General features: G+C 59.0%; 17 protein-coding genes. 14 read left to right on the top strand and 3 right to left on the bottom strand.

Annotated elements, in window-relative coordinates; all coding sequences use genetic code 11:
* Positions 1-116 precede the first annotated feature (116 nt).
* The 3 genes from MHK04_RS02815 to MHK04_RS02805 are packed head-to-tail and all read left to right on the top strand — an operon-like array spanning position 117 to position 1,601.
* A complete protein-coding gene (locus MHK04_RS02815; protein ID WP_239207761.1) occupies positions 117-479 on the top strand; it encodes a heme transporter in 363 nt (120 codons plus the stop codon).
* On the top strand, positions 479-1,318 hold the full coding sequence (locus MHK04_RS02810) for a hypothetical protein (protein ID WP_239207762.1): 840 nt from the start codon (positions 479-481) through the stop codon (positions 1,316-1,318). Before MHK04_RS02815 ends, MHK04_RS02810 begins: the two co-directional genes overlap by 1 nt.
* Positions 1,296-1,601 (top strand): CHY zinc finger protein, encoded by a 306-nt coding sequence (locus tag MHK04_RS02805; RefSeq protein WP_049378600.1) that lies wholly within the window; start codon positions 1,296-1,298, stop codon positions 1,599-1,601. The genes MHK04_RS02810 and MHK04_RS02805 overlap by 23 nt, the downstream gene beginning before the upstream one ends.
* Here MHK04_RS02805 and MHK04_RS02800 read toward each other — a convergent pair.
* Positions 1,598-2,158 (bottom strand): hypothetical protein, encoded by a 561-nt coding sequence (locus MHK04_RS02800; RefSeq protein WP_239207763.1) that lies wholly within the window; start codon positions 2,156-2,158, stop codon positions 1,598-1,600. The two genes, MHK04_RS02805 and MHK04_RS02800, sit on opposite strands and share 4 nt — an antisense overlap.
* A gap of 22 nt (positions 2,159-2,180) precedes the next feature.
* Positions 2,181-3,491, bottom strand: coding sequence for a M20/M25/M40 family metallo-hydrolase (locus MHK04_RS02795; protein ID WP_086589014.1), 1,311 nt, complete (start codon positions 3,489-3,491; stop codon positions 2,181-2,183).
* Between the two features lie 77 nt (positions 3,492-3,568).
* On the opposite strand from MHK04_RS02795, the gene bioB reads away from it, so the two are divergent.
* The 3 genes from bioB to MHK04_RS02780 are packed head-to-tail and all read left to right on the top strand — an operon-like array spanning position 3,569 to position 5,755.
* Positions 3,569-4,549, top strand: a complete 981-nt coding sequence (bioB, locus tag MHK04_RS02790) for a biotin synthase BioB (protein ID WP_034655643.1) — start codon at positions 3,569-3,571, stop codon at positions 4,547-4,549.
* Positions 4,549-4,821, top strand: a complete 273-nt coding sequence (gene bsaP / locus MHK04_RS02785; protein ID WP_200288429.1) for a biotin synthase auxiliary protein BsaP — start codon at positions 4,549-4,551, stop codon at positions 4,819-4,821. The genes bioB and bsaP overlap by 1 nt, the downstream gene beginning before the upstream one ends.
* Positions 4,822-4,831: 10 nt before the next feature.
* Positions 4,832-5,755: a Sir2 family NAD-dependent protein deacetylase gene (locus MHK04_RS02780; protein ID WP_200288428.1), complete on the top strand. Its 924-nt coding sequence runs from the start codon at positions 4,832-4,834 to the stop codon at positions 5,753-5,755.
* On the opposite strand, the gene MHK04_RS02775 is transcribed toward MHK04_RS02780, so the two are convergent.
* Positions 5,756-6,745, bottom strand: a complete 990-nt coding sequence (locus MHK04_RS02775; RefSeq protein ID WP_200288427.1) for a lipase family alpha/beta hydrolase — start codon at positions 6,743-6,745, stop codon at positions 5,756-5,758.
* Between the two features lie 535 nt (positions 6,746-7,280).
* On the opposite strand from MHK04_RS02775, the gene kdpF reads away from it, so the two are divergent.
* From kdpF to MHK04_RS02735, 8 genes are all read left to right on the top strand, one after another.
* A complete protein-coding gene (gene kdpF, locus MHK04_RS02770) occupies positions 7,281-7,376 on the top strand; it encodes a K(+)-transporting ATPase subunit F (RefSeq protein WP_005328272.1) in 96 nt (31 codons plus the stop codon).
* A complete protein-coding gene (kdpA, locus tag MHK04_RS02765) occupies positions 7,373-9,088 on the top strand; it encodes a potassium-transporting ATPase subunit KdpA (protein ID WP_239207764.1) in 1,716 nt (571 codons plus the stop codon). Before kdpF ends, kdpA begins: the two co-directional genes overlap by 4 nt.
* The gene (gene kdpB, locus MHK04_RS02760) at positions 9,085-11,148 is read left to right on the top strand and encodes a potassium-transporting ATPase subunit KdpB (protein WP_239207765.1); all 2,064 of its coding nucleotides are present in this window, start codon (positions 9,085-9,087) and stop codon (positions 11,146-11,148) included. The genes kdpA and kdpB overlap by 4 nt, the downstream gene beginning before the upstream one ends.
* Before the next feature lie 17 nt (positions 11,149-11,165).
* Complete coding sequence (locus tag MHK04_RS02755; protein WP_239207766.1) at positions 11,166-11,717, top strand: potassium-transporting ATPase subunit C; 552 nt, start codon at positions 11,166-11,168, stop codon at positions 11,715-11,717.
* Between the two features lie 12 nt (positions 11,718-11,729).
* The gene (locus MHK04_RS02750; RefSeq protein ID WP_239207767.1) at positions 11,730-14,324 is read left to right on the top strand and encodes an ATP-binding protein; all 2,595 of its coding nucleotides are present in this window, start codon (positions 11,730-11,732) and stop codon (positions 14,322-14,324) included.
* The gene (locus MHK04_RS02745) at positions 14,317-15,036 is read left to right on the top strand and encodes a response regulator (protein WP_239207768.1); all 720 of its coding nucleotides are present in this window, start codon (positions 14,317-14,319) and stop codon (positions 15,034-15,036) included. The genes MHK04_RS02750 and MHK04_RS02745 overlap by 8 nt, the downstream gene beginning before the upstream one ends.
* An 89-nt stretch (positions 15,037-15,125) precedes the next feature.
* On the top strand, positions 15,126-16,529 hold the full coding sequence (gene amn / locus MHK04_RS02740; protein WP_239207769.1) for an AMP nucleosidase: 1,404 nt from the start codon (positions 15,126-15,128) through the stop codon (positions 16,527-16,529).
* Positions 16,530-16,602: 73 nt separating this feature from the next.
* On the top strand, positions 16,603-17,115 hold the full coding sequence (locus tag MHK04_RS02735) for a phosphoribosyltransferase (protein ID WP_005326355.1): 513 nt from the start codon (positions 16,603-16,605) through the stop codon (positions 17,113-17,115).
* Positions 17,116-17,136 lie beyond the last annotated feature (21 nt).

Raw genomic sequence — 17,136 nt, 5'->3', positions numbered from 1 at the left:
ACTCAACGCTAGGTATGCCCTGCTCAGCGCGGTATCCTCCGCGGGGAGGATTAAGCCGGACATAGGGAGGATTTCTCCCCCATAAGTTCTGCCAAGTCCTGTGATAGGTTGGGTGCGTGTTTGAGGAGCTAGAAGAAGCGGAAACGAAAGACGAGCCCAGCCGCGTCTGGTGGCAATGGTGGGCGCCCATCGCCATGGTCGCGGTCTTCGTTGTCCTGCCGCCCGCTATCTACCACCTTGTTTCCGGCCTTATCCTGCTCATCCTCATGGCCGTGCTGACGGTGATCATTGCTCTTGTCGACGGCGCCACTTTCCGCGCCTCCTGGACCATCTTCTGTGTGGCTGGGCTGGCCTATTTTGCCGCCATGTCCCTGTATTTCAATGAGGGAACGTGGATTTACCTCCCAGTGTTTGTTTTCTTGGCATGGGCTGCGAGCAAGCTAGGTGCCGTGGTGGGCTCCAAGGCGGGGAAGAGCTAATGGAGACCTGGCGCCTAGAGCACCCCGAGGTGGGCACTATTGAGGTGCAGCGCGGATACGATGCCGAGTTCGCTGAGCTAGGTGAGTGGCCGAAGAAGGCGAAGGACTATACCCCGGTACCGGGCGATGCTTCGCCGTTGCAGCGTCTACAGCTGTGGCGGAAGAATCCCAGCCCGCGCCTGCAGATTGTGGTCAACGGGGAGGTACGTAGCCGCCACGATCGGCCCCGTGCGGGCCGGTATTCGCTTAAGAAGAAGATTGAAAAAGACCTCACCCTTTTTGAGAACTCCGCCTCGCGCAGCAAACCTTATCTGGATATCCAAGCCTCTCCCTTTGGCGAGCTTTTAGACGTCTACTACCGCAATGGTGAGGAGGCAGTTGCCCTCGATCCACCGGCCGACTCACTAGGAGAAAAGCGCCGCACGGCCATGGAGGAAAGCTCCTTTAAGCGGGTGTTGTATCCGCTCCTGGGCGGCTTGGGAAAGTCCGGCTGGGCCATTGGCGTGATCGTGCTTGGTCCGATCATTAGCCGCATCTTGTCTCGGTTATTGCCGGATTGGGAGCTGCCGGATATCGACCTGCCGGATATCGCGCTCCCGGTTCCGGAGTTGCCGCAGATTGAGCTGCCCGTGCCAAATATCGACCTTAATATTGACATAGACCTGCCCGATTGGCTCGTATTCTTAATGGACTACAGCAAGGTGTGGGTGCCGATCATCATTGCCATCGTGGTGGGCATTCAGGCAGTGCGCAATGCCAAAAAGTCTGAAGAAAAGAAGCAGCAGTGGCAACAGGGTGGCGCGTATGCTGACGGCCATGAAGATTCACGGCGCGATTGATGCGGAAGGCCGGTGCAAGCATTGGCATTCCCCGTTGGACGTGGTGGCCAATAAGTGCGCCACCTGCGGGAAGTATTTTGCTTGCGCGTTGTGCCACGCCGAACTCACTGACCATGAGTTTGGGCCCATGCTTGCCGACGCCCCCTCAGTCCTCTGCGGCGCCTGCCGCACCGAGATGAACTACCACGCTTATTCCGCCGCGCCTGCGTGTCCCCACTGCGGGCATAAATTTAATCCCGGCTGCAGCGCGCATGCCGGGATCTATTTTCAGCTAGACCGCTAGAAAGAAGACAGCTGCTGTAGCTGCTGGATTTGCGGAATCTGCGGCAGCTGGAACTGGGATATAGCGTTCTGGGCAATCTTGGCCGCGTCCGGGATGCGGAAGGTCTGGCCCAAGAACGGGACGTCGACAGTCGGCTGGCCAGGGATGGTGCCCAGCTCGATGACCTTGGTGTTCTTGGCTGCCGCTGGGGACGGAGCCGGAGCCGGCTTTGGTGCGGGAGCATTGCCGCGCTGGCCGCCAGTGTTGACCGGCTTGCCCTGGCCAGTAGTGCCGTTTAGGCCGCAGCGGGCAATAGCCTCGTCCATGCGGCCGATGGCGTCGCGAACCTCGTTGCCGCGTGGGTGCACGGTGGCAACGGCGAGGGCCTGGGACTTCTTCTGGTTGTAGTCAGCGGAGTTGGTCCAGTATTGCTTCGCCTGGGAGCAGGAAATCTGGCCGGCAGGCATCTTGGCTAGGAGGTTGTCAACGGCGTCGGCATGGGCAGCGGCAGGGGCGGCGAGGGTTACGGTCAGGGCGGTAGCTGCAGATAGCAGCGCGGACTTACGTGCAAAGCTCATGCCAGACATCTTGCCACACTTGTTAAGCCTGTGACAGGCCTAGGAAGCGATTGACCAGGCTGCGGTAAGCGCGCACAGTGAGCTCGAGGTCCTCCAAGTAGAGGTGCTCGTCGTGGCTGTGCAGCTGCGAATTGGCGCTAGCCATATCGCGGCCCTCGGCGTGCATGGCAAAGCCATAGGCGTTGCCACCCTTGCGCCGAGCAAAGCGCAGATCCGAGCCGCCGGTGGCGTGAACTGGGACGACGTCTTTATCGGGGAAGAATTCCTTGGAGGTGGCCTCAATGGCGCGCCACAGCTCGGTATCGGTGGAAGATTGCGTGGCATCTTCAGTAATGAGGTGTTCGATTTCTACCTCATCGGCCATGTCTCCAAGCGCGCTGCGCAGGAAGTCATCCAGATCCTCCTGGGTCTGGCCGGGGAAGGGGCGCACGTCCATTTCCAGGTAGGCATGTGAAGGCAGCACGTTGATGGCGCCGCCGGCGCGCAGGACGGTCTCGGCGATGGTGGTATGGCTAAAGGCATGCGCGTAGGCGTCGAGGTTGCCGAACTTGGAGTAGTCACCGGTGCCGTCGATAAGCTCCTGCTCGGTCTGGGGGTCAAACTTGAAGGTGCGCACAAAGCCCTCCCAGATTTCATTGGAGGCCGTGGGCGGTTCGGCGGCGGCGATGCGGCGGGCCACCTCACCGATCTTTACGATGGCAAAGTCCTTGCCATAAGGGGTAGAGCCATGGCCGGCATCGCCGTGCACATGCAGGCGGCGCTGGCCGGCGCCCTTTTCGCCCACGTTGAAGCCCACCGCGCCGGGCAGGTGGCTACCGCCAGTTTCAGATAAGCAGTTCTTCCAGGAAAAGGCATCGGGGTGGTTTTCGGACATAAAGCGCACGCCGAGACCGCCGCGGGCCTCTTCATCGGCCATGCCGACGAAGGCAAGGGTGCCGCCCGTATTGCCGGTGCGGGCGACCTCGCGCGTGACGGCGGCCATGGTGGCGGTAATAAATAGCATGTCTACGGAACCGCGGCCGTAGAGCTTGCCGTCCTCGATGAGCGCCTCGAAGGGAGGCTTGGTCCATTTAGGTTCGTCGACGGGGACGACGTCTGTATGCCCCATGAGGGTGAGCGGTTCTTTGTCCGGATCGCCGGGGACGGTCACGACGATGGAAACGCGGCCTGGGTGGGACTCGAAGCGCTCAATCTGCACGTCTTCGCCCGCGAAGAATTTTTCTAAACTATCCGCATTGCGTACCTCGTGACCGGAGTCCGGCGTGAGGTCGTTTACGCAGGCATTGCGGATAAGTTCTTGGAGGAGGGAGAGGGTGTCATCATAAAGCGTCATGCTATCGAGCCTAACGCTGGGAAAAATTTTATGTGATTTTAACCAAAGCTGAACGCTGTTCAAGTATGGTTCACACTATGAGCATTATTGACATCGCCCGCGAAAAAGCACTGGAGCAAGGCAAAGGCCTCAACCAGGAAGAACTGCTGCAAGTACTACAGGTTCCGGATTCCCAATTGGAGGAAATCGCCGATATCGCCCACCAGACCCGCCTGAAGTGGTGTGGTCCAGACGTATCGGTGGAAGGCATTATCTCCATTAAAACTGGCGGCTGCCCAGAAGATTGCCACTTCTGTTCTCAGTCTGGCCTCTTCGAGTCCCCAGTGCGCGCCGTGCGCCTCAACATCCCGGAGTTGGTGGAGGCAGCGCAGAAGACCGCCAAGACCGGTGCTACTGAGTTCTGCATCGTCGCTGCGGTGAAGTCCCCGGATGATCGCTTGCTGGACCAGGTAGGCGAGGCGATTGCAGCGATTAATGACGCCGTCGATATCGAGATTTCCTGCTCCCTGGGCACCCTGACCCGCGAGCAGGCGCAGCGCCTAAAGGACATGGGCGCGCAGCGTTATAACCACAACCTGGAGACGTCCCGTTCCTTCTTCCCCAATGTGGTCACCACCCACACCTGGGAGGAACGCAAGCAGACCCTTGACTATGTGCGCGAGGTAGGCATGGAGGTCTGCTGCGGCGGCATCATCGGCATGGGCGAGTCCTTGGAACAGCGCGCCGAGTTCGCTGCGCAGCTGGCAGAAATTGATCCCTGCGAGGTGCCGATGAACTTCCTGGATCCGCGCCCGGGCACCCCCTTTGCGGATCGCCCGCTGGTTCCGCTGGGTGAAGGCCTGCGCGCCGTGGCGGCATTCCGCTTGGCTATGCCGTCTACCACCTTGCGCTTTGCCGGTGGCCGCGAGCTTTCGCTTGGCGACGACGGCACGGAGCGCGGCCTGCTCGGCGGCATCAACGCCATCATTGCCGGCAACTACCTGACCACCCTGGGCCAGCAGATTGAAAAGGATGTGGACATGTTGAACCGCATCGATCTGCCGATTAAGGCCCTGTAGTGGCTGGTTTATCCGAGCCGACTTCCGATTTGGCCGCTGCCGTCCTTTCCGGGGAAGAGCCGATTTTCCATCCGAATACCGGCAAACCGATTGAGGAGGTCTTTACGCTGCACCCTGCAGCCGCAGCTGGCCTCGATGTGCCGCGCTATTGCCAAATTTGTGGCCGGCGCATGGTGGCCCAGGTGCGCCCCGATGGCTGGCATACCAAGTGCTCGCGCCACGGGGAGCTGGATTCGGAGTGGCTATACGTAGAGCACTTGCCCGAAAGCTAGCATCGGGAGAATGGATCCAGCCGTCTCCCTTGCCCACCAGTCCGCGCTGCGCTCGATCGCCCGAGTGGTAGAGGAATCGGCGCCGCATACGGAGCCGGGGAGGGCTTTAGGGGACGTCGTCAAGCAGCTGCGCGAGGGCCCAGTGATGGTGCTAACGGGGGCCGGGGTTTCTACGGACTCAGGGGTGCCAGATTATCGGGGGCCGCGTGGCTCGCTGAGTAGGCACCGTCCGATGACCTATCAGGAATTTCGCCACGACCCGGCCGCGAGCCATAGGTATTGGGCCCGCAGTTTTGTGGGGTGGCGAGTCATGGATGCTGCGGCGCCGAATCGTACGCATTATGCGCTGGTGGAACTGGAGCGCGCCGGGCTGATTAATGGCGTGGTTACTCAGAATGTGGACGGCCTGCATAAACAGGCCGGGACCGCGAACTTGGTGGCGCTGCATGGCGATATGGAAACCGTCGTGTGTCTGATGTGCGGATATCGGGAGGCGCGGACGCATTTCGATGCGCGTTTGGCCGCAGCAAATCCGGGGTACTTGGAGCGCCTAGTGGTGGAGGCGGACCAAGTGAATCCGGATGGTGACGTGACCCTGGATGAGGCCGCCGTGGCAGCGTTTCGCATGGCCGGATGCGAGAGCTGTGGATCGGAATTATTGAAACCAGACGTCGTCTACTTTGGCGAACCCGTGCCGGCTGAGCGCCGCGATGCCGCCTTTGCCGTGTTGGGACAGGCGCGCTCGCTGCTGGTGGCTGGGTCCTCTCTTGCGGTGATGAGTGGGTATCGCTTTGTGCTGGAGGCAAAGAAGCAGGGCAAGCGCGTAGCCGTCATCAATGGCGGCCCCGGCCGGGGTGATCAGAAGGTGGATACGCTGTGGCGCACGCAGGTGGGCCCAGCCTTTGACGCGGTCCTTGATGAGCTGGAGCTCTAACTAGCGGGGGATAGTCTCTACTAATTCCAAGATGGTGCGCACGATGGCATGGACGCGCTTATCCATGGGCATATCCTCGTGCATGACCACTGCTCGGCGGTCGAAGTCTTGGACATAAATATTTCGCACGGTGCCCTCTGCGACGCCGCGGGGATCAAGGAAGCAGGTTTCGGGTGGGACCACGACGGCATCAGACCGTGTGGCAATGCAGGTATAGCTCACGCCAGATTCCAAGTCGCCATCGCGATTGGCCTCGCGTAGCGCTTCGCTGCCGACAATTTGGTCCATTCCCGCCGGCCCAAACCAGCCATCGATGACGGAGCGCATTACCGCCTCTTGGCGCGGGGTGCGAATGAGGCGGCTGACGATACCGCCGTAGGTAGTTCCGTGGTTTGGCGCGCTGATGCACATCAGGTGGAGGACATGCTCGGCGCCGCCAATCATGCGCATCCAATAGCGGGCGAGGAGCCCGCCCTGCGAGTGGCCGATGAGGATGACCTTGTTCGCGCCGGTGACCATGCGCACGGTGCGGATATAGGCATCGAGTTGCTCGGCGGATTCTGCAAGGGGTTGGGTGGCGCGGCGGCCGTAGTCAGGGGCGAAGACCGCCCAGCCGTCTTGGCGCAGCTCATTGCCGAGGATTTGCCATACGCCCTTGGTATCGCAGGTGCCGTGGATGAGGATGACCGGCCAGGGGCGTTGTGCGGTAGGACGTGCGCCCCAGTCATCTTCGAAGATCCCACGTGGCTTCATGCGTGCGCCTAGCGGGAGGGTGGCGGCCGCATCGGCGTCGAGGGCGGTATCGCCGGGGCTGGTTTTGACCTTTTGTGCTTTGATGAGGTCCGCAATCTCGGCCGCGACCTCCTCGCGCAGTGCCGTGGCTTCGGCAGGGGAGGCGACACCGCGACGCGGGGAATCGGTCAATTCCTTCTCGCTGGCACGCCAGAATTTGCGGAGTTGTTCGGAAATAGTGGATTTCAACTCAGCCATGGTTCCGGATTGTACTCGTTATTGCAGGTTAACTGTGTTTTTGTCAGGAGTTAAGAAATTTATGGGCAAACCCTTGACCATCCTACGAAAGGTTTATAAACTTAGGCTTGCCTAATCACGGGCGGTGCTTGTAGGAGGGTGCGCTCCATTCCCTCCTTGGGTACCGAGAGATTAGTCATGGGGAGAAGGCCCGCCGATGCGCTGTCGGCGGGCCTTCGTTGTGGATAAAGGGCGCTTCCCGGCCTGAAGAAAAGGTGGCGCACAAGGGGTGTAAAGGAAATATAAAAATTGCGAGCGGGAGGCGTAAAGATAGCGCAAAGATTGCCTAGGGCAGCGGGGGTGTGGTCCTAACGTTTGTGCGTAGCAGGTGCTGCCTTGGTACCGGCACCTGGCAGGCATACCTGTCAGGCACAGGAAAGTTTCACTCGCACAAGGGGGTTTCCCACATGTTAGACATCGTGGCAATCCTGATAGCCATCCTGACGGTTGGCTGTCCCTCCGTCCTCAACGAGCTTCTGGACGGTGATGCATAACCATGAACACCATTACAGCGGTCATTGGCCTCGTCATTGTTGTGGCGTTGGTGACCTACCTCATCATTTCCTTAGTTGATCCGGAGCGTTTCGCATGATCGCCGGCATTGGGGCGGTGTTACCGCAGTTCCTCGCCCTCGTCGTCTTGCTCGCGGCGGCATATGTTCCTTTGGGCAACTGGATCGCACGCAGCTACACCTCTGACAAGGACTGGGCGGTAGAGCGTGCGGTGTATAAGGTCCTGCGCGTTGACCCAAACCGTGGGCATAACAGCAAGAATTACAGCCGTGCATTGCTTGGTTTCAGCTTGGCATCCGTACTCGTTCTTTACGCGGTGCAGCGCCTACAAACCGTTTTGCCTAGCTTTGGCAATTCCCGCTCTGCAGCGGTGGAACCGTGGATGGCGTTCAATACGGCGGCGTCATTCGTGTCCAATACCAACTGGCAGTCCTATTCAGGCGAAGAAACCCTGAGCAATGGTGCGCAGATGCTTGGCCTGACCGTCCAGAACTTCGCCTCCGCGGCTGTCGGCATGTGTGTGGCGGTTGCGCTCATTCGCGGTATCGGTCACTTGGGATATAGCCGTGACAAGTTGGGCACTGAGAGTGGACAGCACCTCATCGGAAATTTCTGGGTTGACCTCACCCGCGGTTTGGTGCGCATTCTTTTGCCGCTTTCTTTACTGATTTCCTTCGTCCTCATCTTGGGCGGAACCATGCAAACCTTCGGGTCCAACCTGGTGAGCTCCGCGGGCGTGGATATTCCGCGCGCTCCGGTAGCTAGCCAGGAGGCAATTAAGCTGCTGGGAACCAATGGTGGTGGCATCTTCGGCGCCAACTCGGCGCACCCTTTTGAGAACCCCACTGGTTTTACCAACCTCGTGGAAATCTTTTCATTGCTGGTTATCTCTTTCTGCTTTATCCGTGCCTATGGGGTAATGCTGAAATCGCAAAAACATACCTGGACCCTGCTTGGCGTCATCGGCGGCATTTGGACCGTTATGGTTGCCTTGGTGGTATGGGCACAGCACACTACCACCGGTGCGGCAGCTCACGCTGCGGGCGGCAACTTGGAGGGCATCGAACAGCGCCTAGGTATTGACGCTTCCGCACTCTTTGCGGTGTCTACCACGGGCACTTCTACCGGCGCGGTCGATTCGATGCACGATAGCTACTCACCATTGGGTGGCGGCTTGTTGATCCTCAATATGCTCCTGGGCGAAATTGCACCAGGCGGCGTGGGCACGGGTCTCTACGGTCTGCTGATGGTAGCAATCCTCGCCGTATTTATCGGCGGCCTGCTCGTTGGGCGCACACCGGAGTTTATGGGCAATAAGGTCGGCCGCAAGGAAATCTCCGCGGTGAGCCTGTACATCCTCACCATGCCGGTCCTCGTCCTAGTAGGCGTGGGCGCATCGGTGGCTCAGCGCAAGCTGGTGGAGCTTTCCGCGACCAACTTCGGCGCGCCGGGAACCTCGGATAACGCGCACGGTCTCTCCGAGGTGCTCTATGCCTTTACCTCGGCGTCGAATAATAACGGCTCGGCCTTCGCGGGCCTGACGGTAACCGAGCCCTGGTGGCAAGTCACCCTCGGTATCGCCATGCTGCTGGGCCGCTTCCTCCCCATCGTCTTCACCCTGTACTTGGCGGGCAGCCTAGCCGGTCAACGCCGGCAGGCCACTACCGCCGGCAGCTTGCCGACGTCCGGTGTGACCTTCGCGCTGCTTACCATCGGCGTCATTGTGTTGGTCGCCGCCCTTACCTTCTTCCCCGTTCTTACCTTGGGTCCCATTTCGGAGGCACTCTCATGACAACACCAACTATGACCACTGAGCAACGCACTCCCCAGCGCTCTGCCACCAAAAACAGTGGGTTGGCTGCGGCAGCGTTTAAATCGTTGCCGCACAAGATGTCCCCGCTCGCCCAAGCCCGCAACCCCGTCATGTTCGTGGTGTGGGTAGGCGCCGCGCTGACTACCCTGTGGTCCATCTTTAGCCCCAGCGTTTATGGCTGGGTGGTGACCGTATGGTTATGGTTTACCATTGCGTTCGCCGCGTTCGCTGAGGCATATGCCGAAGGCCGCGGTAAAGCCCAAGCGGATAGCTTGCGCGCCGTGCGCGATGACGCCACCGCGAACCTAGTCACCGATGGCGGCATCGAGGTTATTGCCGCTTCTGAGCTCACCAAGGGCGCTATCGTGCGCGTGGAGGCCGGAGAGACTATCCCGGGCGACGGCGACGTCATTGAAGGCGCGGCAACCGTCGATGAATCTGCCATTACCGGCGAGTCTGCTCCCGTGGTTCGCGAGGCCGGTGGAGATCGCTGTGCTGTGACCGGCGGTACCGTGGTTTTGTCTGATTCCATCCTGGTACAGATCACCTCGGAGCCGGGATCAACCTTCGTCGATACGATGATTGCCTTGGTGGAGGGAGCGGAGCGCCGCAAGACCCCGAATGAGATCGCGCTGAGCATCCTCCTGTCTACCTTGACTATCCTCTTCCTCATTGCGGTTACCGCACTGGCCCCAATGGGGTTGTTTACCGGCGCGGAGCTCTCCCCGCTCTCGCTGGTGGCCCTGTTGGTCTGCCTCATCCCAACCACCATCGCTGCCCTGCTATCCGCAGTAGGAATCGCGGGAATGAACCGCCTCGTGCACCACAATGTTCTGGCTACGTCCGGACGAGCGGTGGAGGCGGCGGGAGACGTAGCGACCCTACTCATGGATAAAACCGGCACCATCACCTATGGCAACCGGCAGGCTACCGGGCTTATCGTTGCGCGCGGTGTCGATGAGCAGGAAGCTGCGGAAATAGCCCGCGTTGCTTCGGTTGCCGATGAGACCCCAGAGGGTCGCTCCATCGTGTCGTGGTTGACCGAAAACTACCACCTTTCTGCCGAAGCAGGAGAGGAAGAAAAGACCGCCGAGGTCATTCCATTTAGCGCTTCTACCCGCATGTCTGGGCTTGATCTCAAAGGCCGAAAGCTGCGTAAGGGTGCAGGCGATGCTGTGCGCCGGTGGGTAACTGAAGCAGGTGGCGACTGGCCACAAGAAATTGCAGACTCCGTGACCCAGATTGCTGAAGGCGGTGGAACCCCGCTGCCCGTTGCTGTGGAAGAATCCGACGGCACCCGCAGGGTTATTGCGGTGGTGCAGCTCAGCGACGTCGTCAAGCCGGGCATGGCGGAGCGCTTCGCCGAACTGCGCCAGATGGGCATCAAAACCATCATGGTGACCGGCGATAACCCGTTGACGGCAGCGGCCATTGCGAAAGAGGCAGGCGTAGATGATTACATCGCGGAGGCCACCCCGGAAGATAAGCTGGCCAGGATCCGCGAGGAACAGGCGCATGGCCGCATGGTCGCTATGACCGGTGACGGTACCAACGATGCACCAGCGCTGGCGCAGGCGGACGTGGGCGTGGCCATGAACACGGGTACCTCTGCAGCGAAGGAAGCCGCCAATATGGTGGACTTGGATTCTGATCCGACCAAGCTTATCGATGTCGTGCGCATTGGCAAGCAGTTGCTTATCACCCGTGGGGCGCTTACCACCTTCTCTTTGGCCAATGACTTAGCGAAGTACTTCGCCATTTTGCCGGCCCTGTTTTCTACCCAGCTTCCGCACCTTGAGCGCCTCAACGTGATGCACCTGCACTCGCCGCAATCCGCCATTGTGTCTGCAGTCGTATTCAACGCGCTCATCATCGTTGCTCTTATTCCATTGGCGCTCAAGGGCGTGGCCTATAAGCCGGCCTCTGCTTCGTCCCTGCTACGCCGTAACCTGGGCATCTGGGGCCTGGGCGGCGTTATCACCCCATTCCTAGGCATCTGGCTCATTGACCAGGTAGTCAACCTGCTTCCAGGTATATAGAAAAAGAAGGACCAAAAATGCGTGTCTATTTTCGTAACCTCGCCGCTGGATTCTTAGCCGTACTATTGTGCGTTATCGCACTGGGAATGATTTATCCTGCTGCCGTGTGGGGAATCTCCCGCATCAAGCCGGACTCCGCCGAGGGCAACCTCATTTACCAAGGTGAGTGCCTAGCTGGCTCGACCCAGCTCCAAGATGGCCAGACCGAAGGCCCGTACTTCTTCCCCCGTTCCGAAGGCATGAGCAATTACGGCGCTAGTAGCTCCGAGCTAGAAAAAGCCGTGCAGGAGCGGCGCGGGGACATCGCCAAGCGTGAAGGCGCCGCTCCAGAAGATGTTCCCACCGATGCGGTAACCGGTTCCGGCTCTGGTGTCGACTCTGGCATTAGCCCTGCGTACGCTGAACTACAGGCTCCACGTGTCGCTCGAGAGCAGGGGATGAGCACCGAAGAAGTGCGAAGCCTCATCGAGGACAACACGGAGTATGCCAGCCTCGGGTTCTTGGGCGAAGACGCAGTCAACGTCACTACTCTCAACCGAGCGCTGCCCAATCCACCGTCCTGCTCATAAGATGAGTGCCATATGAACGACAAGAAAGTTCCGGCGCGCACCAAGCGTGGCGCTTTGAAGATCTACCTCGGCGCGGCGCCTGGGTCTGGTAAGACCTGTGCAATGCTCAACGAGGCGCACGGCCTTGTGCTGGCCGGCCGCGATGTGGTCATTGGCATCGTGGAAGATCATGGGCGCGAATTCACTCGGGCGCTGTGTGATGGCCTTGAGACCATCCCGCGGCGCTACGCCGCCGGGCTATCCACCGGAGAACTCGATACTGCAGCCATCATCTCGCGCCAGCCGGAAACCGTTCTGGTCGATGAATTTGCCCATTCCAATCCGCGCGGTGAGGAACACGCTAAGCGCTGGGAGGACGTAGAGGAACTCCTAGCCGCAGGAATCGATGTGATTTCTACCCTGAACATCCAGCACATTGAAAGCCTCAATGACGTAATAAACCAGATCACCGGTATTTCCCCGCAGGAGACGGTGCCGGACGAGGTGGTGCGTGCGGCGAACGAGATCGAGTTGGTGGATGTATCCCCGCAGCTCTTGCGCACCCGCTTGAGTGATGGCCAAGTCTATAAAGAAGCGCGCATTGCCCCAGCGTTGAATAATTATTTTCGGGTGGGCAATCTGACTGCACTGCGGGAGCTAGCCCTGTTGTGGTTGGCGGACCAGGTTGATGAGGCTCTCGCATCTTACCGTTCTGAGCAGGATATTACCGATACCTGGGAGGCGCGGGAACGGGTGGTTGTGGCCATTCAGAACGTTGCGCACGCAGAACTGCTCATTCGCCGCGGGCGCCGCATCGCGTCCAAATCCTCAGCCGAGCTACATGTGGTCCACGTAATTTTTGGGGATTCCTTTTCATCCGGTGGATCTTCCGTTGCCGGTTCCGCTCAACAACTGTCCAAATTACAATCCTTGGCTCAGGACGTGGGTGCCCGTTTGCATCAGGTCACCGGTGACTCGGTGCCAGAAGCGCTGCTTAATTTTGCCCGCAGCGTCAACGCCACCCAGTTGGTCCTGGGGGTTTCACCACGGCGTCGCTTAGGCCTGCACTGGCGCGGCACCGTTGCTGAGGCCGTGCTGCGGGATTCGGGCAAGATTGACTGCCACATTGTTAATCTTCCGTCCGATAAACCCTCGCCTCTTTCACCACTGCTGCGACCATTGCATTCCCTCCCGCGCCGGGCGGTGTCTTGGGTGGGCGCGGCTGTCGCTTTCATCGCCTTGACCGCACTGTTGCAAGGCATCGACGGCTCGGCATTGGGAACAGGTACGTGTTCTGCTTTTTACTTTGCGCTGATCCTCCTCGTGAGCATGCTTGCTGGCCTGTGGCCGGCGGTAATTATTGCGTTTGCCTCGGGCTTGGCGGTCAATTGGTTCTTTACCGAACCCCTGTACACCTTCGATATTGCTGAGCCGGCTAACGCTGTCATCCTCGTGGTCATGGTAGCCATTGCCCTGGCCGTGGGCCTACAAGTGCGGCGCACCAAAATAGAGCACCATAATGCGGCCATTGCCACGCGCGATGCTGAGCTCTTGACGGTCTTTTCCCGCGCAGCCCTCAACCGCCGTGCGGACGTATCTCCCATCGACGCAGTGCTTCGCAAGGTAGGAGAGACCTTCGGCTGCCATAAGGCCGTGCTTCTTGACGCCTCCGGGGACATACTCTCTACCTGGCACGCTTCGGCGGCCTCGCCCCGGCAAAGTAGACACCTGCATATCCCCGCAAAGACTCATAAACGTGAGGTAGAAACGTTGGTCTCCAGCGAGGACACTACGGTCCAGATTGTGATGGAAGGCCCAGCGTTATCCGCCCGCGACCGTGCTTTGGTGGCGGTTGTGGCAGGCTATTTAGCCGGCATAGTGCGCCGCGACAAGCTTTCGGCTGAAGCCGCACGTGCCGATGCCATTGCTGCCGCTGATGAATTGCGTCGTGCACTGCTATCGAGCGTGAGCCACGATCTGCGCACGCCCCTAGCAACGGCCAAGCTGGCTGTGTCCTCTTTGCGGAATTCCGAAATCGAATTCAGTCCAGAGGATCAAGAAATACTGCTGGCGGAAACCGCAGCTAGCATCGATCAACTCACGCTGCTCGTGACCAACTTATTGGATCACTCGCGCTTGAGTGCAGGAGCGGTAACTGCACGCCGGGATACTGTGGAGTTATATGAGGTAGCCAATCGGGCTATTGCTTCCTGTGCCTTTGGACATAGCAAGGACCAACTTGGTCGCATTCATATTGGTTCTGGACTCCGTGGCCGCACCTGTTGCGCGGATAGCGTTTTGCTCGAACGCGTGCTGGCGAATCTATTCGATAACGCTTTGCGCTATGCGCCGAGCGGACCAGTCAACGTTGATGCGCAGGTTAAGGATGAACGTGTGGAGCTGAGTGTGAGCGATGAAGGGCCGGGAATTTCACCAGAAAAGCAGCAGGAGCTTTTCCAAGCTTTTCAGCGCTTGGGCGATACCAGCAATGACAACGGGGTGGGTTTAGGCCTCTCCGTCGTACGCGGATTTGTGGAGGCCATGGACGGTACTATCACCGTAGAGGCCACTCCAGGAGCGACCTTTATCCTGAGTTTCCCGCTGCGGGAGGAGAAAAGCCATGACTGATAAGAAGGCCACGATTGTCATTGTGGATGATGATCCGCGTTTGCTCACCACCTTGAGCATTAATTTTAAAGCGCGTGGGTATGAGGTGTATTCAGCCAGCACCGGGGCGGAGGGTCTGCAGGTGGTCTCCCAGCATCAGCCCGATGTGGTGATTTTGGATATGGGTCTGCCGGATATGGATGGGCGGGAGGTCCTCGATGGGATTCGAGGGTGGTCAGCAATTCCCGTTCTGATTCTTACGGCCCGGTCCGATCCCCTATTTAGTGCCTCGGCCCTAGATCGCGGTGCTGATGATTATGTGACCAAACCCTTTTCTATGGAAGAGCTCTTGGCCCGCGTGCGCGTGGCTTTGCGGCATGGCAGTCCCCAGCATCCATCTGCCCAGCGGGAAGCCACGATGGTGCGGGCGGGCGATGTGCTGATCGACGTCCCTCGACACTCCATCACCAAGGCAGGAAAGCCGCTTCACCTGACCCCTACTGAGTGGGGCGTGCTTACGACGCTGTTGCGTGCCCACGGCGGTTTGGTGCGCAAAGAAGACCTCCTCGCAGAGATTTGGGGCCCGGGTTTCGAAGGGCAAAGCCACTACCTGCGCATCTATACCTCGCAGCTGCGCCGCAAACTGGAAACAGATCCATCTAATCCCCAATATCTGCTTACTGAACCTGGATTGGGATACCGCTTTGTTACCTCCCCTGGGGTACAGGCTTAGGCACCCTTCAACTTTCCTGCGCCTTTCTTGCTGATAATGAAATGCGCGGACCGCTGCCGCGCTGCGAAGTCCCCGCTACACTCGCGCTTATGACCGATCTGCAGCATGTCCACTCCGTTGATGAGGCGGTAAATCGCCTGATTGAGATTTACGAGAATTCCTGCGAGCTTGCGCGCAAGACTTTGGAATCAGGAAACCTTGATGACTATCGCTATGTCGTCTATCCAAAGGTCACGGTGGATATCCGCAAATGGCAGCCGATCGATCGTTCCGAGCCGTTTGGCTACGTCAACGAGGCGGGCAAGTACTCGGCGGTAATCTCCAAGCCGCACATCATTCGGGACTACCTGCACGAGCAGCTGACTCGCCTGGCGGGGAATTATCCGTGCGATATCTTTGTTGGCCAATCCGACCAGCGCATTCCACCGGAGTACATCAAGGACACAAGGAAAGCCCCGCAGGAACGCGGGCCTATTCCGCGTCCGACGCTGGATGAGGTCAATGATGCAATCATTGATGGCGAATGGGATGCCTTCCACGGTGCGGAAAAGCCGCTTTTTCATTTTGGTGCCCAGCGCTTTGATATCGCGTGTGCGCGCATTGAGCATTACACCGGCATCGAGGTCGATACGGTGCAAAAATACATTTTGCTTACTAACTACGCGATGCACACCACCGAGTTTGTGAAATTCGGTTTGCGCGAGTTGACCAGGGAAGACTCGCGTTATACCGCCTTGGTGCTGCCCAATGGGGAGACCATTCATCCCAACGATGCGGTGGACCTCGATGTGGACGGTCTGACCTTGACGTCTCGCTTCCAAATGCCGCGCTTTGACCTGATCACTGCCGGTGGTGATGGCATCACGATGATCAATATCGGTGTAGGGCCCTCCAACGCCAAGACGATCACGGATTGCTTGGCGGTACTGCGGCCGGAAGCCTGGATCATGATTGGCCACTGCGCTGGCATGGATGGGCGCATGCGCATCGGGGATTTGATTTTGGGCAATGCCTACCAGCGCAATGACCACATCTTGGACCAAAAGGTTGCGGCGACCTCTCCCATCCCGGCGATTCCGGAGGTACAGCGCATGCTTGAGTCTGCGGTGAAGGCGGTATATGGAGACGATAATTCGCTCATGCGAACCGGTACGGTGCTCTCCACCGATGATCGCAATTGGGAGTGGCGCACTAACCGGGATCTGTGGGAGTGGCTGCGTACCTCCACCGCGGTGGCTGTCGATATGGAATCGTGCACGCTCGCGGCCAATGGCTATCGCTACCGCGTTCCCTACGGCACACTCCTTTCGGTCTCTGACCTGCCGCTGCACGCGGTGCCGAAGCTGCCGGCCCAGGCGCAGGCCTTCTACTCCAACTCGAAGGAAGCTCACGTGATGTGCGCGGTGCGTGCGATGGAGCATCTAGCCGAAAATCCGGAGCGCCTGCGCACGCGCAAGCTGCGCCGGACTTTGGGCGAGGTTCCATTCCGGTAGGTGCCTTTTCTTTGGCAGGCAATGCTCGTTAAACTACAAAGAAATCCCATGACGCATAAGGAGCCACACAATCGTGACTGAAAATTGGATCCACCCGGACCGGGAAAACCTCACCTGGGAGGTCTTCGGCGAGGCGAGCCGTAACCTGTCGGAACAGATTGTGGAATCTGGTTGGTTCCCTGACCTCATCGTGGGCGTCGCCCGCGGCGGCCTCATTCCAGCCGGTGCTATCGGTTATGCCATCGGTGTGAAGGCCATGGGCGCTATCAATGTGGAGTTCTACACCGATATCGGGCAGACCCTGGAAGAGCCGATCATCTTGTCCCCGCAGCTGGACACGGATTCGCTGAAGGGCAAGAAGGTATTGGTCGTAGATGACGTCGCGGACTCCGGCAAGACCCTGGATCTGGTGGTAAATCTGCTTAAGGAAACCGCAGACGAGGTGCGCTCGGCCGTCATTTATACCAAGCCGAAGACCATCTTTGAACCGGACTTTTCGTGGAAGAAGACCGATCAGTGGATCAACTTCGCCTGGTCCGTGCTGCCAGTTATCACTGCAGATGGCTCCTTTAAGGAAGGCTCCTAAAGTCCACTAGGATGTGCAGGC

This window comes from Corynebacterium nasorum (assembly GCF_022345765.1).
Taxonomy (GTDB): Bacteria; Actinomycetota; Actinomycetes; order Mycobacteriales; family Mycobacteriaceae; genus Corynebacterium; species Corynebacterium kefirresidentii.
The sequence above is the reverse complement of the archived record's forward strand: the minus strand, read 5'-3'. Positions and strand labels throughout refer to the sequence as shown.